17 protein-coding genes are annotated in these 24,452 nt (G+C 69.8%); 8 read left to right on the top strand and 9 right to left on the bottom strand.

Annotated elements, in window-relative coordinates:
- Position 1: 1 nt before the first annotated feature.
- From kdpA to JQX13_RS12105, 6 genes are all read left to right on the top strand, one after another.
- Positions 2-1,723 (top strand): potassium-transporting ATPase subunit KdpA, encoded by a 1,722-nt coding sequence (kdpA, locus tag JQX13_RS12130; protein WP_203409166.1) that lies wholly within the window; start codon positions 2-4, stop codon positions 1,721-1,723.
- A gap of 1 nt (position 1,724) precedes the next feature.
- Entirely contained in the window at positions 1,725-3,785 is a 2,061-nt protein-coding gene (gene kdpB, locus JQX13_RS12125) for a potassium-transporting ATPase subunit KdpB (protein ID WP_203409165.1), read from the top strand.
- Positions 3,786-3,799: 14 nt separating this feature from the next.
- Positions 3,800-4,414 (top strand): potassium-transporting ATPase subunit KdpC, encoded by a 615-nt coding sequence (gene kdpC / locus JQX13_RS12120; protein ID WP_203409164.1) that lies wholly within the window; start codon positions 3,800-3,802, stop codon positions 4,412-4,414.
- On the top strand, positions 4,414-5,571 hold the full coding sequence (locus tag JQX13_RS12115) for a sensor protein KdpD (RefSeq protein WP_203411997.1): 1,158 nt from the start codon (positions 4,414-4,416) through the stop codon (positions 5,569-5,571). The genes kdpC and JQX13_RS12115 overlap by 1 nt, the downstream gene beginning before the upstream one ends.
- Positions 5,568-7,409, top strand: coding sequence for a sensor histidine kinase (locus JQX13_RS12110; RefSeq protein WP_203409163.1), 1,842 nt, complete (start codon positions 5,568-5,570; stop codon positions 7,407-7,409). Before JQX13_RS12115 ends, JQX13_RS12110 begins: the two co-directional genes overlap by 4 nt.
- A 171-nt stretch (positions 7,410-7,580) precedes the next feature.
- Positions 7,581-8,261, top strand: coding sequence for a hypothetical protein (locus JQX13_RS12105; RefSeq protein WP_203409162.1), 681 nt, complete (start codon positions 7,581-7,583; stop codon positions 8,259-8,261).
- Between the two features lie 25 nt (positions 8,262-8,286).
- Here JQX13_RS12105 and JQX13_RS12100 read toward each other — a convergent pair whose 3' ends face one another.
- From JQX13_RS12100 to JQX13_RS12085, 4 genes are all read right to left on the bottom strand, one after another.
- Positions 8,287-8,733, bottom strand: coding sequence for a hypothetical protein (locus JQX13_RS12100; RefSeq protein ID WP_203409161.1), 447 nt, complete (start codon positions 8,731-8,733; stop codon positions 8,287-8,289).
- Positions 8,734-8,917: 184 nt separating this feature from the next.
- Complete coding sequence (locus tag JQX13_RS12095) at positions 8,918-9,421, bottom strand: helix-turn-helix domain-containing protein (RefSeq protein ID WP_203409160.1); 504 nt, start codon at positions 9,419-9,421, stop codon at positions 8,918-8,920.
- Between the two features lie 336 nt (positions 9,422-9,757).
- On the bottom strand, positions 9,758-11,143 hold the full coding sequence (locus JQX13_RS12090) for a sigma-54-dependent transcriptional regulator (RefSeq protein ID WP_275424991.1): 1,386 nt from the start codon (positions 11,141-11,143) through the stop codon (positions 9,758-9,760).
- A gap of 4 nt (positions 11,144-11,147) precedes the next feature.
- A complete protein-coding gene (locus JQX13_RS12085; RefSeq protein ID WP_203409159.1) occupies positions 11,148-11,879 on the bottom strand; it encodes a GNAT family N-acetyltransferase in 732 nt (243 codons plus the stop codon).
- A 315-nt stretch (positions 11,880-12,194) separates the two neighbouring features.
- Here JQX13_RS12085 and JQX13_RS12080 point away from each other — a divergent pair, with 315 nt between their 5' ends.
- Positions 12,195-13,784 carry a methyl-accepting chemotaxis protein gene (locus tag JQX13_RS12080; protein WP_203409158.1) on the top strand — a complete coding sequence of 530 codons (1,590 nt, stop codon included), beginning with the start codon at positions 12,195-12,197 and terminating at the stop codon, positions 13,782-13,784.
- 377 nt (positions 13,785-14,161) lie between these two features.
- On the opposite strand, the gene JQX13_RS12075 is transcribed toward JQX13_RS12080, so the two are convergent.
- From JQX13_RS12075 to JQX13_RS12065, 3 genes are all read right to left on the bottom strand, one after another.
- The gene (locus tag JQX13_RS12075; protein WP_203409157.1) at positions 14,162-14,860 is read right to left on the bottom strand and encodes an MBL fold metallo-hydrolase; all 699 of its coding nucleotides are present in this window, start codon (positions 14,858-14,860) and stop codon (positions 14,162-14,164) included.
- A 73-nt stretch (positions 14,861-14,933) separates the two neighbouring features.
- Positions 14,934-16,328, bottom strand: coding sequence for a sigma-54 interaction domain-containing protein (locus tag JQX13_RS12070; RefSeq protein WP_239014708.1), 1,395 nt, complete (start codon positions 16,326-16,328; stop codon positions 14,934-14,936).
- A gap of 9 nt (positions 16,329-16,337) precedes the next feature.
- A complete protein-coding gene (locus JQX13_RS12065) occupies positions 16,338-17,615 on the bottom strand; it encodes an NAD(P)/FAD-dependent oxidoreductase (RefSeq protein WP_203409156.1) in 1,278 nt (425 codons plus the stop codon).
- A gap of 332 nt (positions 17,616-17,947) precedes the next feature.
- On the opposite strand from JQX13_RS12065, the gene JQX13_RS55340 reads away from it, so the two are divergent.
- Complete coding sequence (locus JQX13_RS55340) at positions 17,948-22,054, top strand: protein kinase domain-containing protein (RefSeq protein WP_203409155.1); 4,107 nt, start codon at positions 17,948-17,950, stop codon at positions 22,052-22,054.
- Here the strand turns inward: JQX13_RS55340 and JQX13_RS12055 are convergent, their stop codons facing one another.
- Entirely contained in the window at positions 22,055-22,843 is a 789-nt protein-coding gene (locus JQX13_RS12055) for an amino acid ABC transporter ATP-binding protein (RefSeq protein ID WP_203409154.1), read from the bottom strand.
- A complete protein-coding gene (locus JQX13_RS12050) occupies positions 22,840-24,291 on the bottom strand; it encodes an ABC transporter substrate-binding protein/permease (RefSeq protein ID WP_239014707.1) in 1,452 nt (483 codons plus the stop codon). The genes JQX13_RS12055 and JQX13_RS12050 overlap by 4 nt, the downstream gene beginning before the upstream one ends.
- Positions 24,292-24,452 lie beyond the last annotated feature (161 nt).

The following is a 24,452-nucleotide window of genomic DNA, read 5'->3' as shown; positions in this document are numbered from 1 at the left end:
CATGACTCTCATTGGTTGGTCGCAGATATTGCTGTTCTTCGCGCTGGTGCTCGCGGTGACGAAGCCGCTGGGCACGTACCTCTTCCACGTCCTCGAGGCGCCCACCCAGCCCCTGCCGAAGGTGCTCGGGCCGGTGGAGCGCCTGGTGCTCGCGCTGTGCGGCGGCAAGGACGCGCAACGCGAGCAGACCTGGAGCCAGTATGCCCTCTCGCTGCTGGCCTTCAGCCTCTTCGGGCTGCTCGGTACCTATGTCATCCAGCGGCTGCAGCACGTGCTGCCGCTCAACCCGCAGGGCCTGCCCGCGGTGGGGCCGGAGTTGGCCTTCAACACGGCCGCCAGCTTCACCACCAACACCAACTGGCAGTCCTACGCGGGTGAGTCCACCCTGAGCTACTTCAGCCAGATGGTGGGGCTGACCTGGCACAACTTCACCTCCGCGGCGGCGGGTATGGGCGTGGCGCTGGCGCTCGCGCGTGGCTTCACCCGGCGCCCCGGGCCCGAGGGGCAGAAGACGTTGGGCAACTTCTGGGTGGACCTCGTCCGCGCCACGCTCTACGTGCTGCTGCCCCTGTGCATCGTCTACGCGCTCTTCCTGGTGTCGCAGGGCGTGTTGCAGAACTTCGCGCCCTACCTGGAACTGACCACGCTGGAGGGCGTGAAGCAGACGCTCGCCATGGGTCCGGTGGCCTCGCAGGAGGCCATCAAGATGCTGGGCACCAACGGCGGCGGCTTCTTCAACGCCAACAGCGCCCACCCCTTCGAGAACCCCACGCCGCTCACCAACCTGGTGCAGATGCTCTCCATCTTCGCCATCCCCGCCGCCCTCACGTACACGTACGGGAAGATGGCGAGGGACACGAAGCAGGGCTGGGCCCTCTTCGCCGCCATGAGCCTGCTCTTCTTCGTGGGCGTGACCGCGGCCTACGCCGCCGAGTCCCAGTCCAACCCCGCAGTGGCCGCCGCGCAGGTGGCGCAGGCCGGGAACATGGAGGGCAAGGAGGCACGCTTCGGTATCTCCGCCTCGGCCCTCTTCGCCACCGTCACCACGGACGCCTCCTGCGGCGCGGTCAATGCCATGCATGACAGCTTCACCTCGCTGGGCGGCCTGGTGCCCCTGGTGAACATGCAGCTCGGTGAGGTCATCTTCGGCGGCGTGGGCGCGGGCCTCTACGGCATCCTCGTCATGGTGGTGCTCGCCGTCTTCATCGCCGGCCTCATGGTGGGCCGCACCCCCGAGTACCTGGGCAAGAAGATCGAAGCGAAGGAGATGAAGCTCGCCATGCTGTACGTGCTCATCTTCCCGCTCGTCATCCTCGGCCTGAGCGCGGTGGCGGCGGTGATTCCCCAGGGGCTGTCCTCGCTCAACAACGCGGGGCCGCACGGCCTGTCGGAAATCCTCTACGCCTTCACCAGTGGCACGGCCAACAACGGCAGCGCCTTCGCCGGCCTCAACGCCAACACGCCCTTCTGGAACATCTCCCTGGGCCTGGCCATGCTCGCCGGGCGCTTCCTGATGATCATCCCGGTGCTGGCCATCGCCGGCTCCATGGTGGGCAAGAAGGTGGTGCCTCCGGGTCCCGGGACCTTCCCCACGAATGGCGCGCTCTTCACCGGGCTGCTCGTGTGCGTGGTCGTCATCGTCGGCGCGCTCACGTTCTTCCCCGCGCTCTCACTCGGCCCCATCGTCGAGCACTCCCTCGGCCAGGCCGGAAAGGTGTTCTGATATGGCTTCTCCTTCCGCGAAGCCGGCCTCGCTCTTCGAGCCGGCGCTCCTGAAGCAGGCCTCCCTGGACAGCCTGCGCAAGCTGCACCCCCGGGATGTGGCCAGGAATCCGGTGATGTTCGTGGTGTGGGCCGGCAGCCTGCTCACCACGGTGCTGGTGGTGAAGGACCTCGTCACGCCGGGGCCGGCGGCCACGCCCACGTGGTTCACGGTCTCGGTGATGCTGTGGCTGTGGTTCACCGTGCTCTTCGCCAACTTCGCCGAGGCGGTGGCCGAGGGGCGTGGCAAGGCCCAGGCGAGCTCCCTGCGCAAGATGCGCAAGGACACCCTGGCCCGGCGTCTGGTGGATGGGAAGGAGGAGCGCGTCCCGGCCCCCAGCCTGCGCAAGGACGACCTCGTGGTGTGCGAGGCGGGCGACGTCATCCCCGGTGACGGCGAGGTGGTGGAGGGCATCGCCAGCGTGGACGAGTCCGCCATCACCGGCGAGTCCGCCCCCGTCATCCGCGAGTCCGGCGGCGATCGCTCGAGCGTCACCGGCGGCACGAAGGTGCTCTCCGACCGCATCGTGGTGCGCATCACCGCGGACCCGGGCGAGTCCTTCCTGGACCGGATGATCGGCCTGGTGGAGGGCGCCGCGCGCCAGAAGACGCCCAACGAGGTGGCCCTGCACATCCTCCTGGTGGGCCTCACCCTCGTCTTCCTGTTGGCGTGCGTGTCGCTGGTGCCGATGGCGCTCTACTCGGGCGTGAAGCTGTCGGGCACGGCGGTGGTGGCGCTGCTGGTGTGTCTGATTCCGACGACGATCGGCGGCCTGCTGTCCGCCATTGGCATCGCCGGCATGGACCGGCTCCTGCGCAAGAACGTGCTGGCCATGAGCGGTCGCGCGGTGGAGGCCGCGGGCGACGTGGACACGCTGCTGCTGGACAAGACGGGCACCATCACCCTGGGCAACCGCATGGCCACGGAGCTGCTGCCCCTGCCGGGCGTCCGGAGGGAGGACCTGGCCGAGGCCTCGCAGCTCGCGAGCCTCGCGGACGAGACGCCCGAGGGCCGCTCCATCGTCGTGCTGGTGAAGGACTCCTACCGGATGCGTCCGCGCGAGCTCCAGGCGCACCAGGCCACCTTCGTGCCCTTCACCGCGCAGACGCGCATGAGCGGCTGCGACCTCGTGGAGCCGCACCCTCGCAGCATCCGCAAGGGCGCGGTGGACGCCGTCATCCAGTACGTGGAGGCCCAGGGCGGCTCCGTCCCGTCCGAGCTGCGCGAGACGGCGGCGCGCATCGGTGATCAGGGCGGCACGCCGCTGGCGGTGGCCGATGGCGCGCGCGTGCTGGGCGTCATCCACCTCGAGGACGTGGTGAAGGGCGGCATCAAGGAGCGCTTCGAGCGCTTCCGCGCCATGGGCATCCGCACGGTGATGGTCACCGGCGACAACCCGCGCACCGCGGGGGCCATCGCCCGCGAGGCCGGCGTGGATGACTTCCTCGCCGAGGCCACCCCCGAGGCCAAGCTGGCCCTCATCCGCGCCGAGCAGGCCCGGGGCAAGCTGGTGGCCATGATGGGGGATGGCACCAACGATGCTCCCGCGCTCGCCCAGGCGGACGTGGGCGTGGCGATGAACACCGGCACCCAGGCCGCCAAGGAGGCCGGCAACATGGTGGACCTGGACTCCAATCCCACCAAGCTGCTCGAGGTGGTGGAGGTGGGCAAGCAGCTGCTCATGACGCGCGGCACGCTCACCACCTTCTCCATCGCCAATGACGTGGCCAAGTACTTCGCCATCCTCCCCGCGCTCTTCATGGGGGTGTTCCCCCAGATTGCCCCGCTCAACGTCATGGGCCTGTCCTCGCCCTACAGCGCCATCCTCTCCGCCGTCATCTTCAACGCGCTCATCATCATCGCCCTCATCCCCCTGGCCCTGCGCGGCGTGCGCTACCGGCCCCTCGGCGCGGCGGCGCTCCTGCGGCGCAGTCTCCTCCTCTATGGCGTGGGCGGCGTCATCGTTCCCTTCCTCGGCATCAAGGTCATCGACGTGCTCCTCACCGCCGTGGGCCTGGTCTGAAAGGAATCACCCTCATGGTCTCCACTCTCGTCACCGCCCTGCGCGCCTGTCTCGTCACCCTGGTGCTCACCGGCGGGCTCTACCCGCTGGTCGTCACCGGTCTGTCCCAGGTGCTCTTCCCCGACGAGGCCCATGGCTCGCTCGTCACCCACCAGAAGGGCCAGGTGGTGGGCAGTGCCCTCATCAGCCAGGGCTTCTCCCAGGCCGGCTACTTCCAGCCGCGCCCGTCCGCGGCCGGCAACGGCCACGACGCCACCGCCTCCTCGGGCAGCAACCTGGGCCCCACCTCCCAGAAGCTGCGCGACCGGGCCGTGTCCGAGGCCGAGCGCCTGCGCCAGGAGAACCCGGACGCTCCGGGCCCCGTGCCCGCGGAGCTCGTCACCGCGTCCGGCTCGGGGTTGGATCCGCACCTGTCTCCCGAGGCCGTGCGCTGGCAGGTGCCCCGCGTGGCCCGCGCCCGACATGTGGACCCCCAGCGCATCCTCGTCGTGGTAGAGGCGAACACCGAGGGCCGTACCTTCGGCGTCCTCGGAGAGCCCCGGGTGAACGTGCTCCTGCTCAATCTGGCGCTGGACCGTCAATTTGGCGAAGCGGCCCACCCGGTGCGCACGACGTCGGGAGGGCAATGATGGCGAAGGGGCGCGCCGAGGACTTCCTCGAGCTGGTCGAGCGCGGCCGGCGCGGGCGGCTGAAGCTGTACATCGGCTTCGCCGCCGGCGTGGGAAAGACGTACCGCATGCTCGAGGAGTCCCACGCGCTCCGCCAGCGCGGGGTGGACGTGGTGCTCGGCTTCATCGAGACCCACGGCCGGGCCGAGACCCAGGCACTCGTCGCGGGGCTGGAGGTGGTGCCTCGCGAGGTCTTCACCTACCGCGACGTCTCCGTGGAGGAGATGGACCTGGACGCGGTGCTGGCGCGCAAGCCCCAGGTGGCCGTGGTGGACGAGCTGGCCCACACCAACGTCCCCCTGGCGCGCAACCGCAAGCGCTACCAGGACGTGGAGGCGCTGCTGGCCGCCGGCATCAACGTCATCGGAGCCTTCAACGTGCAGCACCTGGAGAGCCTCAATGATCTCATCGAGCGCGCCACCGGCATCCGCGTGCGCGAGACGATTCCCGACAGCTTCCTCAAGAGCGCGGACCAGGTGGTGAACCTGGACCTGGCGGTGGAGGATCTGCACGAGCGGCTCGAGGCGGGGAAGATCTACGCGCCGGACAAGGTGCGGCACGCGCTGGAGGGCTTCTTCCGCCAGGAGAACCTGTCCACCCTGCGTGAGCTGGCGCTTCGCGAGGTGGCCGAGAGCCTGGAGCGGGCCACGGGCACCCGGGCCCGCCCGGGCGGGGAGCCACAGCAGAAGGGCGGGAGCTGGGGCCGGGTGATGGTGGCGCTCAGCAGCAATCCACCTCACGCGGCCACGCTCCTGCGTCGCGGCTCCCGCATGGCGGGACGGCTCAACACCGACTGGTTCGTCGTCTACGTGGAGACGCCGCACGAGGCCCCACACCTCATCGACGCCGAGGCGCAGCGCCATCTGCTGGGCAACATCGAGCTGGCGAAGGAACTGGGCGCGGAGGTGGTGCGGCTCAAGGGGGATGACCCCGTGGTGGCGTTGCTGGACTTCGCCCGTTCCCACGGGGTGGGCCACATCATCGTGGGCCGCTCGCGCCAGCCCTGGTGGAAGCGCGTGCTGGGGCGAGCCTCGGACGTGCGGCTGCTGCGCGAGGGCGAGGGCTTCGACCTCCACGTGGTGTCCTTCGAAGCGCCGCAAGAGGAGCGCCGGCCATGACCCTGCGCAACAAGCTGCTCCTGGCCCAGGTGCCCCTGGCGCTCGCGCTGCTGCTGTTGGGGGTGCTGGGCGTCAGCACGCTCGGGAAGTTGGGACGCGCCGGTCAGGAGATCCTCGCCGACAACTACCGCAGCGTGCTGGCCATGCAGCGCATCATCGAGCACCTGGAGCGCATGGACAGTGCCGCCCTCTTCATCGTCGTGGACGAGCGGCGGCGGGGTCTGGAGCTGGCGGACGCGCACCTCCAGCCGCTCGAGGCGGAGCTGAAGGTGCAGGAGAACAACATCACCGAGCCCGGCGAGGCCGAGGCCACCACCCAGCTGCGGCGGGCCTGGGCTCGCTACCGCTCCGCGTACGAGGCCTTCGCCACCGCGGAGGCGCCCGAGGCCCGGCGCTCGGCCTACTTCGACGCACTGGCACCGGCCTTCCGCGAGGCCAAGGGGGCCACCCAACTCATCCTCGCGCTCAACCAGGACGCCATGGTGCGCAAGAGCGACGCCTTGCAGCGGCGGAGCCGGCGGGTGAACACGCTCATGGTGCTGGCGGTGGTGGCGGCGCTGGTGGGTGGCTTCCTCGCCTCGGCGTCACTCACCCAGCGGGCGCTGCGGCCGGTGTCCGTGCTCTCGCGGGCGGTGCGGCGGTTGGGGCAGGGGGACCTGTCCACTCGCGCGGTGGTGGAGGGGCGGGATGAGATCGCCCAGCTCGCCCGAGACTTCAACGGCATGGCGGCGGCGCTGCTGCAATACCGTCAGAGCTCGTTGGGGGAGCTGCTCCAGGCCCAGGCCTCCTCCCAGGCCGCCATCGACAGCCTGCCGGACCCGGTGGTGGTGTTCGGTCTGGATGGGAGCGTGCTCAACATCAACCGCGCCGCGGAGGAGGTGCTGCGGTTGTCGTTGGAGGGCGGCGGCGCGCTGGGTCAGGTGACGCCCGAGGTGCGCGAGGTGCTGGAGCGGGTGCGCTCGCACGTCCTGGGGGGCAAGGGGCCCTACCTGCCTCGAGGTTATGAGGAGTCGGTGCGGCTGGAGGGTCCGGACGCGGACCGATGGCTGCTGCCTCGCGGCAGCCCGGTGTACGGCGAGGGCGGGGGGGTGGTGGGGGCGACCGTCATCCTCCAGGACGTGACGCGGCTGCGCCGCTTCGACGAGTTGAAGAATGACCTGGTGGCCACGGTGGCGCATGAGTTCCGCACGCCGCTCACCTCGCTGCGCATGGCCATCCATCTGTGCCTGGAGGAAGTGGCGGGCCCCATCACGCCCAAGCAGGCGGACCTGCTGTTCGCGGCACGCGAGGACTGCGAGCGCTTGCAAGGCATTGTGGATGACTTGTTGGATTTGTCGAAGCTGCAATCGGGGCGGCTGAAGCTGGAGGTTCGGCCGGTGTCCACGGAGGAGGTGCTGGAGGCGGCCCTCGTCCCGCACCGGGCGGTGGCGGATGATCGAGGCGTGCGGCTGTCCTCGGAGCGCGAGCTGGAGGTGGCGCGGGTGGAGGCGGACCCCGAGCGGTTGCAGTTGGTGCTGTCCAACCTGGTGGCCAACGCCGTGCGGCACACGTCGCACGGGGGCGAGGTGGTGGTGAGGGCCCGGCGCGACGGAGGGCGGGTGCGTTTCGAGGTGGCGGACACGGGCGAGGGCATCGCACCGGAGCATCAGCAGCGCATCTTCGAGAAGTTCTTCCGTGTCCCTGGCGCGAACAGCGGAGGCGCGGGACTGGGATTGTCCATCGCTCAGGAGATCGTCCAGGCGCACGGCGGGGAGATGGGGCTCTCCAGCCAGCCCGGACAGGGAAGCACCTTCTGGTTCACCCTGCCGGGCTCGCCGCGCGAGGAGGAACAGGGCTGAGGGACAGAGTGTCACGCGCGCCCGGAGTGAACGCGGGTCATTCTGTCAGTTCTGGGTTGCGCGAGAGGGGTGCTCTCCCTCGGACGCCTCGCATGGCATGTGCGCTGCAATCGTTCGCTGCATGCCGTTGGCCGGACGGTGAATGGGAGCGAATGTGTGATGCGGACGCGGATGCGTTGGACTGTGTGTGTCGTTGCAGTGGGGTTGGGACTGGTGCCGATGACGAGCCGGGCCGAGGAGGCCGTGGAGCTCGAGACGGCCAAGGAGGGGCGGAGCACGTTGGTGATGGCTCTGCCGCTGTCGGGTCTATCGAGTCAGGTGGGCGCCGGCGTGGAGCAAGCCATAAGCCCTCATGTGGCGCTCGCGGGAGCGGTGAGTACCTGGGGGTCGTTCTCGCGCCAGTACGCCTACATTCCCGTGGAGCGCGGCCTCCCCAATCATCACTGGGGCGTGGGGGTTGATGCGGGCGTGCACTTCTACCTCACCGGCCGTGCTCCGGAGGGCTTCTGGGTGGGGCCACATGTCGAGATGTCGATGACCCGCCAATACACCGAAAACCTGCTCGCTTTCAGCGGGGGGGGCCTGGCTGGGGCCAATGTCTACGCCTTTCACTCGCGGAGGGTCGATTACGGAGGGAGCATGCGTCTGGGCTATACCGCCATCGTTGGCCCTGGACTGACCGTTCAGGTGGGCGTGGGCCTCGCTGCGCTCTCGAGCCGCAACTCGGACTTCACCCCGACGATCGTGTCCACTGGGGAGGGGGAGCCGCGCCTGGGCATTTTTGCTTCGTCCCCCCCTCGCAGTTGGTCGGTGGCTCCTCGCATGACGGTGGGTCTGGGCTGGGCGCTCTGAGGGGGCGGCGTGCACACCCGGCGGCTCACTCCGTGCCACGAGGAATCTTGGTACTGCTCTGAGACGTGATGAGAGGGGGAGGCAAGAGGTTTCGGACCTCCTCAACGAACTTGGGCACGGAGCGGGCCATCCCCTCTAATAGCTTCGCAAGCGATATTGGAGGGTTCTTCAGAGCATGGGCTTGAGCCCGCAGCAGTTCTAGCATTGCGCCCCGGTCTTGGCTGAGCAGGTGTTGCAGGAACGTGTCTGGATCCTGGGCTTGGATACCGGGGGGCAGATGCTCTTTCCGAAAGTGGCGCAGGTTGCTCGTCACAATGGTTTGTGCGCCAACGTGCACCGCTGCGGCGAGGACGTGCCGATCATTTGGATCGTTCGTCATCGCCGGAATGAGTCCTTCATGCCCCGTCACCATTGCTTCGGGGAAGGCCCTCTTCATCGCGGCAACGCGCCTGGTTGCCTTCTCCTCCGTCAAGCCCATCGCCTTGACGAGGTTTTGCGTGTCTCTTCGAGAATCAGCTCCGTCCAGTAGAGCTGGACGAGCCCTTCGTTGGCTGCTCCCAACAGTGTGTCACAGATGGTGAGGGGGATGAGGACGTTCGCGTCGAGAACAACCGAAAACGGATCGTAGAGCACGGAATGGGAGAACCTTGCAGGTGCTAGCCAAGTTCGGGGTAGCCCCCTGCCTCCTGTGTCTCCTGCATCATCGCGTCGAGCTGTGCACGGCGCTCTGCCTTTCGTCGTGCACGAAATTCCAGCACATCCTTGCTGTAGACGCGGCGGTGGGTTCCCGTGCGGTGGAAGGGGATTTTCCCTTCATCCAGTAACTGCACGAGATACTGTCGCGAGACGTTGAGGAGATTGGCGGCCTGTTGCGTCGTCAGCTCCTTGTGAACGGGCACCACTGTGGCTGCGTCGCCAGCGGCGAGAATGGCCAGGAGTTGCTGGAGCAAGGTGAGTACGTCCGTTGGCAACTGCATGGACTCATGGTTGGGGCCAAGCAGTGAGAAGAGTGGCTGACCGCCCTTGTCGCGCAGCTCCTTGGTGATGAGCTGTGCGAGCCGCTGCACTTGCTGCTGCGTCGCCTCGCTCGTAGCGGCGACCGGCTCTGAAACACGCGGAGTGTCGAGCGGCGATAGAACATCTTCAGTGTGCGTAGTCATGGGCCCCTTCCTGGGCGGACGAACACATGCGACTTTCCTGGTTGGGCATAACCCTCTGGTTATAATGAGCATATCCGACGCAAACGCAAGTTCAGGCTGACTGGGTTGCCTGCGATGCTTGGGGTGTTGTCTAACCTGTTGAAATCAGGAGATTTCTTCGTCGTTTCGGAGGGCCCTGTAGCATTCCCAGCAGAGGGGACTGGGTTTTTCTGGGGGGTAGATGCCGTAAGTGCAGGTTGTGAGGAGGCGGGCAGGCCCTCGTGTGGAGGACTTGTGGATTGGCCGGCAAGTAGCCGCAGGGAACGAAGCAGGTCTGCTGCTAGAGGCCCCTGTGCCTCATGATTCCTGGGCCGTCTCGTACTTCTTGCGCTTGCGCCAGAGCGTGGACGCGTCGATGCCGAGGATGTGCGCCGCCTCGTCCAGCGTGGGGACGCTCGCCATCACCCGGAGGATGTGCTCGCGCTCCACCTCCTCCAGCGTGTGCGGCCCGCCCAGCGCCACCCCCGAGCCCGTCGCCGCGGCGATCCGCTCCGGAAAGGCTTGCGGCTCCAGCACCTCCGCTGGCCAGACGATGAGCGCCCGCTCCAGGGCGTTGCGCAGCTCGCGCACGTTACCCGGCCACGCGTAGGCCCTCAGCATCTTCTCCGTCGCCGGGGACAGCTCCGGCGCCGGCCTTTGCGCCGCCCGCGCGAAGAAGGCCACGAAGCGCCGCGCCAGCGGGAGGATGTCCTCGGGCCGCTCCCTCAACGCCGGCAGCTTCACCTCGATGACGTTGAGCCGGTAGAGCAGGTCCTCCCGGAAGTGCCCCCCGGCCACCGCCTTCTCCAGGTCCCGGTTGGTCGCCGTCACCACCCGCACGTCCGCCCGGCGCGTGCGCCCCTCGCCCAGGCGCTCGAACTGCTTCTCCTGGAGGAAGCGCAGCAGCTGCGCCTGCGGCCCCGGGCTCATCTCCGCCACCTCGTCCAGGAAGAGCGTTCCGCCCTCGGCCTGCTCCACCCGGCCCGGCTGGTCCCTCACCGCGCCGGTGAAGGCCCCTCGCACGTGGCCGAAGAGCTCGCTCACCAGCAATTGCTCGGAGAGGGTGGGGCAGTTGACGGTGACGAAGGGCCGGCGGCGCCGCGCGCTCAGTGAGTGCAGCACTCGCGCGAGCACCCCCTTGCCCGTCCCGCTCTCCCCGCGCAGCAGCACCGCCGCGTCCGACGCCGCCGCCCGGGTGATGAGCGCCAGGGCCGCGTGCATCGCGGGTGAGGCCGTCTCCAGCGTGGCCTCGGGGACGGACTGCGCGAGCTGGCCCTCCAGGTTGCCCAGCTGCGAGCTCAGCTCCCGGTGCGCCCGCGTCTTCTCCACGAGGTGGCGTATCTGCGCGGGCGTGAAGGGCTTGGGGAGGTAGTCGCGCGCGCCCCGCTTCATCGCCTCCACCGCCGTGTCGAAGGTGGCGTAGGCGGTGATGAGGACGACGTCCAGGGTGGGGGACTCGGCGAGCAGCCGGGGCAGCAGCTCCAACCCGCTCGAGGTCCCCAGGCGCAGGTCCACGAAGGCCAGGTCGGCCGGAGCCTGGGCGAGCGCCGCGAGCGCGGCGTCGGGCGTGGAGGCCTCGCGCACCTCGCAGCCGAGCCCTTCCAGGCACATGCGCAGCGTGGTGCGGATGTTCCGCTCGTCATCCACCACCAGCACCCGCATCGGGCGGGGCTCCACCACGGGCGCGACGGGTCCGGCCTCCATGTCCCTACTCCGCTTCCGGCTCGGGCGCGTCCTTGGCGGGCGTGCTGGCCGCCTTCTTCCGGGCGCCACCGCGCGAGCCCCGGGGCTTCCTGCCCAGGAGCGCCGGGCCACTCACCTCCTCGGGCATGAGGCCGGTGGTGGGCGTGCCCTCGCTCCGCGCGAGGCGGGGCTTGATGCGGCGAGGGGGGAGCAGGTCCGGCTCGCCGGGCACCTTCTGGGCGAGGAAGATGGCGGCGTCCAGCTTGTAGAAGTTGCGCGCCCGGTACCAGGAGAGCGCGGACTCGTTGTTCTCGGCCACCTCGAGCACCAGGTGGGTGCAGCCCCGGGTGCGCGCCAGGTGCTGGAGCTGCTCCATGATGAAGCTGCCCACGCCTCGTCCCTGGTAGTCCGGGTGCACGGCGAGCTCCTCGACGAAGAGGGGCCGCATGCCGCGCTTCTCGAACCAGCGCGGGTTGACCCAGTTGTCGTCACCCGTGGCCTCGAAGGCGCACTCGGAGTAGCCGACGATTTCTCCGTTCACCTCGTAGACGAGCTGCTCTATCCACTCCGAGGAGTACACCTCGAGGAAGCGCCGCTTGGAGCGGGGCCGTTGGTACTCCACCGTCTCCCGGTTGACGTCCCGGAAGACGAGCTTGAGGAACTCCCAGGCCCGGTTGAGGTCGCGGCGGTGGATGCGCCGCACGCGCACCTCCAGCGTGTCCTTCTTCTTGCGCGAGGGAGCTTTCGTCTCACCCATAGAATCCCAGTCCTAGCCGACTCGGAGGCCCGATGCGCGTGGAACCGTACGGGACTACCCACTGCCCACCATTGTCCGGGGCGGGGTGCGCTCCCGGACGGCCGGCTACCCGCCGGGCGGGGGGAGCATCCCCCGAGCCCCGCCAGGGTTCCCCCCTTACCCCGGGGACGAGGAGGCCCGGACGGGCAGTGGGGCGGCGGGCGTCGGGGGAGCGCATCCGGTATCCTGAGGTTCGCGCGGTGGACACCCGCCGCCAGGGTTGGAAAGAAGGAGAGTCATGTCCAGGCGTTGCTCGCCCCGGATCAAGGGGGGACGATGACGTTCAAGCAGAAGGTCACGCTCCTGCCGGTGGTGGCCACCCTCTTCCTCCTGGCCATCCTCTTGTTGTCGTTGAGGGTCGGTCAGGACGCCACGCGGCTGGCCGCGCGCATCGTCGACGGGTACACGCCGACACTCGCCTCGGTGCGGAGCCTGGATTCGCTGGCGGCCTCGCTCAAGTGGGACCTGCGTGAGGCGTACCATGCGCGGGACGTGTCCCGGCTGGTGCCGATGCGGGGGCGGGCCGAGGACTTCCTGGAGGAACTGGCGCACGGGGAGAAGAACCCGGTGATGGAGGCCTCGCGGCTCCAGTCGCTGCGCGAGTCCTTCGAGGCGTTCTGGTCCGAGGGCCAGCGCGCCGTGGAGCTGTCGGCCCGGGGGGAGCCGGGCGCGGAGGCGGCCTTCCTCCAGGCGTTGGAGCGCCACGCGACGCTGCAGCAGTCGTTACGCGGTGCGGGGGAGTGGGCCCAGGCCGGGCTGGAGCAGTCCTTCGATGAGATGCGCGTGTTGCAGCACTGGCGGCAGGGGTGGGTCATCTCCCTGGTGGTGCTGTGCATCCTCTCGCTGGGGTTGCTCTCGTCCTGGCTGGTGCGGGGCGTGGTGGGGCCGCTCACCCGGCTCACGGAGGTGACCACGCGCATCGCCACCGAGGGAGACCTCACGCAGTGCATCGACGTGGACTCGCGGGACGAGCTCGGGCAGCTGGCGCGGGGCATCGAGGCGTTGGTGGTGCGGCTGCGCACCGTGCCCGTCACGTTGCAGGGCACGGTGGACGAGCTGACGCAGGCGGCGGCGCGGCTCACCGAGGCCAGCCAGCGGCAGCTCGCGTTCCTCAACCACCAGTCGCGCAGCCTGTCCGAGGCGGGCACGACGATGACGGAGATCGCCCAGACGTCCAACCTGGCGGCGAGCCGGGCGGAGATGGTGCTGAAGGTGGCGGCGCAGGCGGATGCCTTCAGCGTGTCGGGGCGCAACTCCATCGAGAGCAGCGCGCAGGGGTTGCAGCAGCTCCGGGCACGCGTGGAGGCGTTGATGCGCAGCGTGGCGCACCTGTCCGAGCAGGCGGCGCGCGCGGGAGAAATCATCGGCAGCGTGCGCGACCTGGCGGACCAGTCGAACGTGCTGGCGCTCAACGCGTCCATCGAGGCGGCGCGCGCGGGTGACGAGGGGCGCGGCTTCGCGGTGGTGGCGCGGGAGATGCGGGCGCTGAGCGGCCAGTCGGTGCAGAGCACGCAGCGCATCGGGAAGATATTGCTGGAGATCAACCAGGCCATCCGGCGCGCGGTGTCCATCGCCGAGCAGGACAGCCAGCAGATGGAGGCGGGGATTACGCAGGTGCTGACGTCGGCGGACCGGCTGCGGGAGATAACGACGGTGGTGCACGAGAGCAGCCAGGCGGCGAAGCAGATCGTCTCCTCGGTGACGCAGCAGAACACGGGCATCGCGCAGATGACCGAGGTGATGACGACGCTGTCGCAGATGATGAGCGACGTGGTGGAGTCGACGATGAACGCGGAGGAGGCGGTGGTGCAGGTGAATGCCTCGCTGGAGCGGCTGAAGCAGGTGGCCGCCAGCTTCCGCGTGTGAGCTGCATGGCTCGGGAGGTGGGCGTGGCGGCTCACCGTCCCGCTCAGGCAGTTGCGCCACGAGCATGAAGCCGGCGACGCCGAGCACGAACACGCCGAACCCCTTGTGCAGCGTGGCCGGAGAGGCGTGGCCCGCCAGGGGTCCGCCGAGGAAGCTGCCCGCGACGGCGGTGCCCATCAGGGCGGCCGTGAGTCCCCACGGCAGGTGGACGTGGCCCAGGTGCCCGAGCAGTCCCGGGCTCCCTCACGTCCACCCGCCACGTCGAGTCCCCCGCCGCCGCCAGGGCGCTCACCTCCACGTCCCGGTAGCCCTCCGCGCGCGGCGTCCCCTTCTCGTGCAGTTCGCTTATGTCGTGTCCTCCCCGTGGTCCCGTGGCGTCAGGCCATGGCCTGGTGGGCGGGCTTGCCGCAGGCGCGGTTCGCGGGCACCGCGATGTCCAGCTTCTTGGGCGGCGCCAGCTTGCGGTTGTTCATGAACTCGATGAACGCCTCGCGGCTCTTGCCGGCCAGCCGCGGGTTGTGCCGCTTCTCCTCGCCAATGGTGCTCATCATCAGGCCCGCGTAGTCGTGGCCCGGGTACACCTCCGTCTCGTCCGGCAGCGTGAAGAGCCTCCCGGTGATGGAGTCGTAGAGCTGGCCCGCGTTCCCGTTCTGGAAGTCCGCGCGGCCACACGCCCGGATGAGGAGCGCGTCCCCTGTGAACAACTTGTTGCCCACGAGGAAGCTCAGGCTGTCGTCCGTGTGCCCCGGCGTGGCGATGACCTGGATGCGCAGGCCTCCCACCGCGAGCTCCTCCCCGTCCTTCACCTGGAGGTCCACGCAGGGCGCTCCCGCGGGGCTCGCCGCCACCCGCGCCCCGGTCCGCTCTCGCAGCTGGCCCGCCCCCGTGATGTGGTCCGCGTGCACATGCGTCTCCAGCACCAGCGTCAGCTTCAGGCCCAGCTCGGTGAGCAGCTGGAGATCTCTGTCCACCTGCTCGAGCACCGGATCGATGAGCGCCGCTTCTCGCGTCGCCTCGTCCGCGATGAGGTAGGTGTACGTCCAGGTCTCGGCGTCGAAGAGTTGTCGGAAGAGCATGCGCGAGGGTCAGTGCGAGCGCCGTGCCAGCCCCCGGTTTCACTCGGGGGGCACGGTGGTTAACGCGTTACCCTCACCCTGACCCTCTCCCGGAGGGAGAGGGGATTGGCTCGGTGAAACGTTTCATGAAACGGGGTGAAACGGGTGGGTGTTTCCCGGTGTCCCCGGCCGTCCGGAGCCGGCGCCAGAGCGTCACCCGGCTGATGCCCAGCTGCCGGGCGGCCTCCGTCCGGTTTCCTCCCGCCCTCGCCAGCGCCGCCCTCAGCTCCTCCGGGTCGTGCTCCCTTCCCGCGTGGTTTGGGTGCTCTCGCGGTGGTGGCGGGTGGGGCTCGGAGAACTCGGGGGGCAGGTCGGCCTCGTGCAGCACCGGGCCCTCGCCGATGACGTAGGCGTACTCCATCACGTTGCGCAGCTCGCGCACGTTGCCCGGCCAGCCGTGGGACTCCAGCAGCCTCCGGGCCCCGGGCGAGAAGCGCTCCACGTGCCGGGGGCCGTTCTGTTGCAGCTCGTCGAGGAAACGCCGGGCCAGGGGCAGGATGTCCCCCTGGCGCTCGCGCAGCGCCGGCAGGAAGAGGGGCACCACGCGCAGCCGGTACATCAGGTCCGCCCGGAAGCGGCCCGCCTCCACCTCGCGCCGCAACGGCCGGTGGGTGGCCGCGACGATGCGCACGTTCACTGGCACCGGCGAGCGTCCTCCCACGGGGATGATGGTGCGCGTCTCCAGCACCCGCAGCAGCTTTCCCTGGAGCTCCAGGGGAATCTCCGCCACCTCGTCCAGGAAGAGCGTGCCCCCGTCGGCGAGCCGGAAGTGGCCCGGGCTGTCGCGCACCGCGCCGGTGAAGGCCCCTCGCACGTGGCCGAACAACTCGCTCTCCAGCAGGCTGGGAGGCAGGGCGGCGCAGTTGATGGCGCGGAAGGGGCCCTTGCGCCTCGCGGAGATGGCGTGCAGCGCGTTGGCCACCAGCTCCTTGCCCGTGCCGGACTCGCCCCGCACGAGCACGCTGGACTCGGTGCGCGCCACCTTCTCCACGATGCGGAAGAGGCGCTTCATCCCCGGGTCGCGCGTCCACATGCCGTGGAACGTCTCCTCGGTGCCGCCCTCCGTGCCCTCGGTCTCCGTCTCCGCGCCGAGCAGCACCACCCACCCCAGCCGTCTGGTTCCCTGTTCCAGGGTGAGCGCCCGCACCTGCATCACGTGCATGCGTCCATCGGCGCGCAGCGTGGCCTCCACCTGGCGGCCCTGGGTGAGCAGCGCCTCGAGTCCCCTCGCGCCCTCGGTCACCTCGAGCGCCTCCCGCAGCGGCGTCCCCGGCCGGACGGCGGCGGGGCCCAGGCGCGTCTCCGCCTCGGGCGTGGCGACCATCACCCGCTGGTGGGCATCGACGAGGAGGACGGGGCCCGCGAGGGCCTCCAGGGCGGGGAGCACGAGCGGGGAGCTGGCGGAGGGCGTGGCGCGCGAGGTGGGCACGCCCGCATGCTATGCCCGTCCACGCAACATCAGCTTCCAGTAGAGCTGAGGCAGGCCGTACTTCTTGAGCAGCCACATGTCCTTGCGCTCCTTGAGGGTGTCGATGAGCGGGATGCTGGGCGTGGGCTTGCCGTCATAGTCGAACTCGGCGAGCAGCAGCTTGCCGTAGCCGGTGGTGAGCGGGCAGGACGCGTAGCCGTCGTACTTCGCGGTGGGGGCCCGGCCGGCCATGACGGCGAGCAGGTTCTCCACCAGCACGGGCGCCTGCTTGCGGATGGCCGCTCCGGTGCGCGAGGTGGGCAGATCCGACGCATCCCCCAGCGCGAACACCTCCGGGTGGTCCGGGTGCTGCAACGTGTACTTGTTCGCCTTCACCCAGCCCCTGGTGCCTCCGTCCTGCCAGGCGAGCGGGCTGCGCTTGATGAAGTCCGGTGCGCTCTGCGGCGGGCACACGTGGAGGATGTCGTAGGGGATGACCACCTCCTCGGTGCTCCCGTCCGCCAGGGTGCGCGTGAAGACGGCCTCGTTCTTGTCACCGCGGACCTCGGTGAGGTCGTGCTGGAAGCGCGTGTCGATGCCGTAGCGCTTCACCACCTGCTCCAGCACCTCCGCGAATTCCTTCACCCCGAAGATGGCCTTGCCCGCCGAGGCGAACATGACGTGCGACTTGTCCGCGAGGCCCTGCTTCCGGAAGTGGTCCGCGGCCAGGTACATGATCTTCTGCGGCGCCCCCGCGCACTTCACCGGCGTGGCCGGGTGCGTGAAGAGGGCCGTGCCACCCCGGAACGCGCGAATCATGTCCCACGTCCTGGGGGCGTAGCGCACGTCGTAGTTGCTGGAGACGTTGGGCCTCAGCTCCAGCGCCTCGCGCAGGCCCTTCACCTTGTCCCAGTCGAGCTGGATGCCGGGCGCCACCACGAGGAAGTCGTACTCGATGCGCTTGCCACCCCGGGTGCTCACCACGCGGGCGACCGGATCCACCTCCTCGGCCCAGTCCTGGAGCCACGTCACGCCCCGGGGAATGTAGCTCGCCTCGTCGCGGACGGTGTCCTCGACGCGGGCCTCGCCAGCGCCCACCAGCGTCCAGAGCGGCTGGTAGTAGTGGTGCGTGCTGGGCTCGAGGATGGCCACGTCCCTCTGCCCGGCGTGCGCCAGCCGGGCCGCCACGGAGATGCCCGCCGTTCCTCCTCCGATGATGAGGACCCGGTGCCGCTCGGTCCCCGGAACCCGAGCCACCGGTACCATCACTGGATCCCTGCACACCTGCTCGGTCACCACTTCACTCATCTCGGCCTCCCGCCCCCGAGGGGCAGCCCATGTTTCGTGAAACACCCGACTCCCTCTCACTGGAGCCCGGTTGGCTTCACGCGGATTTGTGCAGTCCGCGTGCCAGCGTTCGACGCCCGGCATTCGAGAGGTCCCGTGGCGAGCGGATGGTCGCGAAAGTGTTTCACGGTGTTTCATCCGTCAGCTGGAGACACCCGGCCGGGGAGGGGGGCCCTCGTGCTTTCCTGGAGGGCGGCCGGCACCCCTCGCGGCACCACCCGACTCCCTAACTTCCTGGAGTGAGCCCCTCCTTCTCCCGGGAGAGGTGTGGCCGCGAGGCCAGGGGAGGTGAGATGAGCAAGGATGCTCTTCGGGAGGACGTGCATGCGTGGACGTCCCTGGGCATGCGAGGACTCTCCGGTGCATCCGAGTCCGGTGACTCCTTCCTGAAGGAGGTGCTCCAGGTCGAGCCGTCGTCGAGACTGCCGGTCCCCGGGGAGAGGCTCGGGGGCCCGGAGGGCGGGCGCTTCGAGATATTGGCGCCGATGGGGCGCGGGGGAATGGGGCAGGTGTTCCGCGCGCGCGACGAGACGTTGCGGCGCGAGGTAGCGCTCAAGTTCCTGCTGCCGCGTCCGGGCTTCGAGGAGCTGGCGCTCGCCGAGGCGCGCGTGGTGGCCCGGCTGGACCACGAGAACATCGTCCGCATCTTCGACGTGGCGGAGTGGAGCCGGACACCGGGAAAGGACCGGGTGCCCTTCCTGGTGATGGAGTGCCTGGAGGGCGAGTCGCTCGCCGCGCTGCTCGTGCGCGAACGTCCGACGCTCCGGCGAGCGCTGGAGCTGCTGGAGGCCATCGCCTCGGGCCTGGCGCACGCGCACGAGCGGGGCATCGTCCACCGCGACCTCAAGCCGGGCAATGTCTTCCTCACGAGGGAAGGTACGGTGAAGCTGCTGGACTTCGGCCTGTCGCACCTGGCCGTGGAGCCGGTCGGCTCCGAGCTCCAACCCGCCGGAGGAACCCCGGCCTACATGGCGCCGGAGCAGTGGCGGGGCGAGGTGCAGGACGCTCGCACGGACATCTGGGCGGCCGGCGTGGTGCTCTACGAGATGCTCACCGGCGAGCCGCCCTTCCTGGCGGCCACGATGGGGGAGCTGCGCAAGCGGGTGACCTCACCGGAGCCCGCGCCGCTGGTGCGCATGCGCCACCCGGAGGTGCCGCGGCAGGTGGAAGTGTTGCTGGCCACCGCGCTGGCCAAGGAGCCGGCCCGGCGCTTCGCTTCCGCGCTGGAGCTGCGGGAGGAGCTGCGGGAGCTGCGCGGGCGTCTCTTCGGTGCCGGGCGTCCGGAGCGGGAAGCCGCCGCCGAGCCCCAGAGGCGGCAGGTGACGCTGGTGTCCTGTCAGCTCGGAGGACTCGCCGAGGGCGGAGCGGCGCTCGACGCCGAGGACGTGGGTGAGCTGGAGCTGGCCTTCCACGAGGCCTGTGTGGAGCTCGTCGAGCGGCACGGTGGCTCCGTGGCCCTGTCCGTGGGCGGAGAGGTGCTGGCGAGCTTCGGTTGGACGCAGGCGCGGGAGGACGACTCGGAGCGGGCGGTGCGCGCGGCGCTCCAGCTCACCGGGGAGCTGCGGGACAGGCTCCAGCGCCGGTTGCCGCACCTGCCCCTCTCGGGCCTGTGCGTGCGCGGCGGCGTCCACACGGAGTTGATGGCGGTGGGCACTCGGTTGCAGGGCGAAGCCCCGAATGTGGCCGCGTGGCTCGCTCGGCGGGCCGGGCCCGGTGGCGTGGTCATCAGCGAGAGCACCTGGACGCTGGTGCGTGGTGCCTTCCTCCACGAGCCGCTCGGTGCCTGGTCCTTCGAGGGGCTCTCGGGCAGCGTGCGCATGGAGGCCCACCGGGTGCTGGGCGAGCGGGAGGTGGTCTTCCGGTTCGAGCGGGCGCGCGTGGCCCGAGGCCTCTCGCCCCTGGTGGGACGGGAGCGCGAGCTGGGGCAATTGCTGGAGCTCTGGGAGCAGGCACGGCGGGGACAGGGCTCCGCCGTCCTGGTGAGCGGCGAGGCGGGTATTGGCAAGTCCCGTCTCATCGAGGCGCTGTGCGAGCGGGCGGCGGAGTCGTCCTCGCTGATTCGTGTGCAGTGCTGGTCGCGGTACAGCACCTACGCCCTGCATCCCATCATCGAGATGCTTCAGTCCGCGGTGGGCATCCGGCCGGAGGATGCTCCCGCGCTGCGCCTGCGGAAGCTGGAGGAGCGGATGCGGCAGCTGCGCATGCCCCAGGAGGACACGCACCTGCTGGCGCTGCTGCTGGCCCTGCCCGTCCCCAGGGACCTACCCGTGCTCCAGCTCACGCCCGAGCGGCTCAGGGAGAGGACCTTCGCGTCCCTCGGGAGCATCCTGCTGCGCTGTCCTTGTGATGCTCCGCCGAAGCTCCTGGTCGTCGAGGATCTGCACTGGGCGGACTCCTCGCTCTTGGAGCTGCTGGGTTACCTCCTGGAGCGGGTCGGGAGCGCGGGGTTCCTCATCGTGCTCAGCGCGCGGCCGGAGTTCCAGCCGGACTGGTCCCGGCGCGCCGGGTTCCACCGGCTCGTATTGGAGCGGCTGCCGGCCGGGTCCTCCGCGGACCTGGTGCGGGAAGTGGCCGCCGGGAAGCGCGAGCTGTCGGTGGGGACGGTCCAGGCGCTGGTGGAGAGGACGGATGGTGTCCCGCTCTTCATCGAGGAGATGACGCGCATGGTGTTGGAGGGCGGGGCGGCGGCGTCCATCCCGCTCACCCTGCACGAGCTGCTCCTGGCCCGGCTGGACATGCTGCCCTCGCGCCAGAAGGCCCTGGCGCAGCTGTGCGCGGTGGTGGGGCGCGAGTTCTCGCACGCGCTGCTCGTGGCGGTCGCCGAGCGGGAGGAAGCCTTCCTGCGGAGGGAGCTCTCCGGGTTGATGGAGGCGGGGCTCCTGCAAGAGCAGGAGGGGATGGATGGGCGGGCGTACCAGTTCCGGCACGCGCTGCTCCAGGAGGCGGCGTACCAGTCGCTGTCCCGGAGCGCGCGGCGGCGCCATCACCGGCGTGTCGCGCGGGTGCTGGAGGAGCACTTCCCCCAGGTGGTGGACAAGCGGCCCGAGGTCCTCGCGCACCACCTCCTGGAAGCGGGGGAGGATGCGCGAGCCCTCGACTACTGGGCGCGGGCCGGCCAGCTCGCCCTCGAGCGTCTGGACAGCTTCGAGGCGTGGGGGCATCTGTCCCGGGCCCTGGAACTCTTGCCCGCCCTGGAGGAGGGCCTTCCGCGCCTTCAGTCCGAGCTGAGGATCCGCATGGCCCTGGGCCTCGCGATGCTGCGGGTGCATGGCTTCGAATCACCCGAGGTGGAGCGGATGTTCGCCCGCGTCTGGGAGCTCCTCCACCAGATAGGTGAGGCACTGCCGCGGATCGGTCTGTCCCTCTGGGGTCTCTTCGCCTACTGCCGGTCTCGCTCCGACTACCAACGGGTCATGGAGTTGGCGGAGCGGTTCGTGGACCTGGGGCAGCGCCATGGGCAGCCGGGGCTGTGGAGCCAGGGGCTCTGGACGCGGGGGATCATCCTCTTCTTCTGGGGACGGCCGCGGGAGGCCGCACGGGAGCTGGAGCGCCTCCTGGGTAACTCGGACGTCCTCCTCGAGGAGCCGCGGGCGCCGTCCCTCCAGTATTGGGGCGCTCCCCGCCCGCTGGCGCTGGCGTGTGGCGCCATGGTGCAGGCGATGCTTGGCCACGTGGAGGCGTCGCGGCGGTGGGCTCGGGAGGCGCTGGAGTTGGCCGGTCGCATCAAGCATCCCCAGACCCTGCTCTTCGTGCAGGTCTATACGCTCATTGCCTGCATGATTCGCCGGGATGCACGGGAGGCGCTGAAGCTGGCGGAGCGGCACCTCGCCTTCGTGAGTGGGCGCGGCGGCTTCGTGCAGTGGCCCACCTGGGAGACGCTCCTTCGAGGCCATGCCCTGGCCGAGCTGGGGCGGCCGCGTGAAGGTCTCGTGCTCGCACGGAGGGTCCTCGAGTCCTGGCGCTCGCGCGGCATTCGTGACGGGGTCTCCTACTGCCTGGGGGTGATCGCGCAGCTCCATCTGGAATTGGGGCAGGTCCAGGAGGCGTTGGCGGCGCTCGATGAAGCGCTGGTCGAGAGCGAGGCGACGGGAATGAACATCTCCGATGCCTGGCTACACCAGCTCCGGGGCGAGGCGCTGCGGCGATTGGGACGGGAGGAGGCGGCGAGTGCCAGCTTCATCCGCGCCATCGCGATCGCGCGTGAGCAGGGGGCCGGCCTGTACGAGCTGCGCGCGACGGTGAGCCTGTGCCGGCTGCTGCGGGACAGGGGACGGCCGGAGGCGGCGCGGCGGATGCTGGAGCGGGTGTATGGCCGGTTCGCGGGGGAGGGCGAGTGCCGCGATCTCGAGGAGGCGCGGGCGCTGCTGGCGGACTGCGAGCGCACCCTCTCGTGCGGATGATCATTCCGCGTCGTCGGGCCGCACGTGCAGGACCTTGCGGAGGAACTCCCGGGTGCGCGGCTGCGTGGGCCGGGTGAAGATGACCGAGGGCGGGCCCTGCTCCAGGACGGTGCCCGCGTCCATGACGAGCACCCGGTGGGCCACCTCCCGCGCGAACCCCATTTCGTGGGTGACGACCATCATGGTCATGCCCTCGCGCGCCAGGTCCTGCATCACCTGGAGTACCTCGTCGGCCAGCTCGGGGTCGAGCGCGGAGGTGGCCTCGTCGAAGAGCATCACCTCCGGCTCCATGGCGAGCGCCCGGGCGATGGCCACCCGCTGCTGCTGGCCTCCCGAGAGGCGCGCCGGGTACTCGTCCTTCCTGTCGAGCAGCCCCACGCGCTCGAGCAGCCGCAATCCCCGCTCCTCCGCCTGGGCGCGCGTCAGGCCCTTCACCCGCATGGGCGCCTCGATGATGTTGCCCAGGGCCGTCATGTGGGGGAACAGGTTGAAGCGCTGGAAGACCATGCCGATGTGGGTCCGCTGGCGATCCACCTCGGCCTCGGGGCGGGGCACGAGCCGTCCGTTCTTCTCCGCGAGTCCCAGCAGCTCGCCGCGCAGCCAGATGCGTCCCTCGGTGGGCGCTTCCAGGTGATTGAGGCAGCGCAGCAGCGTGGACTTGCCACAGCCGCTCGGCCCGATGACGACGACGACCTCGCCCGTGGCCACCTCCAGGTCGATGCCCCGGAGCACCTCGCGCTCGCCGAAGGACTTGCGCAGCCCCTCCACGCGGATGATGGGCGCGCTCATGTGCCTCGCGCCTCCAGCCGGCGCTCCAGCCGCTGGGCCAGCGCCGTCAGCGCCACGACGATGAGGAGGTAGCCGACCGCCGCCCAGGCATACACCTCCGGGCGCAGGTACGTCCCCGCCAGCTGCCGCGTCTCGTAGAGCAGCTCGGGCAGGGCGATGACCATCACCAACGAGGTGTCCTTGGAGAGCGCCGCCAGCTCGTTGACGAGGGGCGGGATGAGGCGGCGGAACGTCTGCGGCAGGATGACCCGGCGCATGGCCAGCTCGTGGCTCATTCCCAGCGCTCGCGCCGCCTCCATCTGTCCCTTGTCGATGGACTCGATGGCGGCCCGGAAGATCTCCGCGATGTAGGCCGCGGCGTTGAGCGACAGCGCGGCGAGCCCCGCGGCCATGGGCCCCAGCCGGATGCCCACCATCAACGGCAGCGCGAAGAAGATGAAGAGGAGCTGCAGGAGCAGCGGTGTCCCGCGGAACAGGGTGATGTAGGCCGTGGCCACGCCGCGGAGGGCCGAGCGGCGGGAGATGCGCGCCAGCGACACGAGCAGCCCCAGGGCGAGGCCGAGCACCCCGGAGCCGAGCGTGAGCTGGAGTGTCACGCCCATCCCCTGAAGCATCCGGGGCAGCACCACCTCGCGGGAGAACGTCCAGAACCCCTGGGGCTTCCGGGCCTGTCCGAGCTCCCCTCCGAACCAGTGCTCCGAGAGCCGCTTCAGCTCCCCACCGCGCCGGATGTCCTCGAACGCCCGGGTGATGGCGGCGGTCAGGTCCGGGTCCGTCTTGTTGATGGCGATGCCGATGGGCTCCGCCTCGAGCGCCCGTCCGGTGACGACGAAGGTGTCATCCCGCCGGGAGAAGAACAGGCCCACGGGCTCGTCGATGACGATGACGTCGGCCTGGCCCGACTTCAGCGCGGTGAAGCACTCGATGGCACCCGGGAAGGCCTGGAGCTCCCGGATGGCGATGCCTCGCGCCACGCGCTGCTCCACCCACCGCTGCGAGGTGGTGTTGGTCTGCACCGCCACGCGCTGGCCCGCGAGCTCCTCCTCGGTGCGGATGCTCCGGCCCCGGGTGGTGACGAACACCTGGGACATGCGCGCGTACTCGACGAAGTCGACCTGCTGCTGGCGCTCGGGGGTGATGTTCATCGACGAGACGATGATGTCGTAGCGGCCCGAGGTGAGCCCGGCCAGGATGCCGTCCCAATCCATGACGATGAACTGCGCGGTGACGCCGAGCCGGCGCGCGAGCTCCCGGGAGAGATCCACATCGAAGCCCACGGGCTGGCCGTTCTCCAGGTACTCCATGGGCGGGTAGGTGGCGTCGATGGCCACCCGTAGCACGCCGGAGCTCTGGATGCGCTCCAGGGCGCGTGGCTCCTCCCCCGCGGCGGAGCTCGCCAGGAGGACCGCCAGCAGGAGACAGGCTGTCGCGAGACCCGAGCGCATCATGATGTCGAAGCGTCGATGATGAGCGCCCCCCTGGGGGGCCGCAAGCACGGGAGACGGAAATGTGCGCACTGGGACTCCTGGATACGCTCCAGGCGGGCGGTCCGGAACTGGTGCCCCGGACATCCGCTCTGTTACACCATGAGGCTCTCAGGTCATCGTCC

It is taken from the genome of Archangium violaceum (genome assembly GCF_016859125.1).
Classification (GTDB): Bacteria; Myxococcota; Myxococcia; order Myxococcales; family Myxococcaceae; genus Archangium; species Archangium violaceum_A.
The sequence above is the reverse complement of the archived record's forward strand: the minus strand, read 5'-3'. Positions and strand labels throughout refer to the sequence as shown.

Coding starts and splice junctions, on each gene's coding strand:
- JQX13_RS12055 (WP_203409154.1), bottom strand. CDS start 22,843: ATGAGCGCGCCCATCATCCGCGTGGAGGGGCTGCGCAAGTCCTTCGGC.
- kdpC (WP_203409164.1), top strand. CDS start 3,800: ATGGTCTCCACTCTCGTCACCGCCCTGCGCGCCTGTCTCGTCACCCTG.
- JQX13_RS12080 (WP_203409158.1), top strand. CDS start 12,195: ATGACGTTCAAGCAGAAGGTCACGCTCCTGCCGGTGGTGGCCACCCTC.
- JQX13_RS12090 (WP_275424991.1), bottom strand. CDS start 11,143: ATGGAGGCCGGACCCGTCGCGCCCGTGGTGGAGCCCCGCCCGATGCGG.
- kdpA (WP_203409166.1), top strand. CDS start 2: ATGACTCTCATTGGTTGGTCGCAGATATTGCTGTTCTTCGCGCTGGTG.
- JQX13_RS12085 (WP_203409159.1), bottom strand. CDS start 11,879: ATGGGTGAGACGAAAGCTCCCTCGCGCAAGAAGAAGGACACGCTGGAG.
- JQX13_RS12065 (WP_203409156.1), bottom strand. CDS start 17,615: ATGAGTGAAGTGGTGACCGAGCAGGTGTGCAGGGATCCAGTGATGGTA.
- JQX13_RS12095 (WP_203409160.1), bottom strand. CDS start 9,421: ATGACTACGCACACTGAAGATGTTCTATCGCCGCTCGACACTCCGCGT.
- JQX13_RS55340 (WP_203409155.1), top strand. CDS start 17,948: ATGAGCAAGGATGCTCTTCGGGAGGACGTGCATGCGTGGACGTCCCTG.
- kdpB (WP_203409165.1), top strand. CDS start 1,725: ATGGCTTCTCCTTCCGCGAAGCCGGCCTCGCTCTTCGAGCCGGCGCTC.
- JQX13_RS12050 (WP_239014707.1), bottom strand. CDS start 24,291: ATGATGCGCTCGGGTCTCGCGACAGCCTGTCTCCTGCTGGCGGTCCTC.
- JQX13_RS12110 (WP_203409163.1), top strand. CDS start 5,568: ATGACCCTGCGCAACAAGCTGCTCCTGGCCCAGGTGCCCCTGGCGCTC.
- JQX13_RS12115 (WP_203411997.1), top strand. CDS start 4,414: ATGGCGAAGGGGCGCGCCGAGGACTTCCTCGAGCTGGTCGAGCGCGGC.
- JQX13_RS12075 (WP_203409157.1), bottom strand. CDS start 14,860: ATGCTCTTCCGACAACTCTTCGACGCCGAGACCTGGACGTACACCTAC.
- JQX13_RS12105 (WP_203409162.1), top strand. CDS start 7,581: ATGCGTTGGACTGTGTGTGTCGTTGCAGTGGGGTTGGGACTGGTGCCG.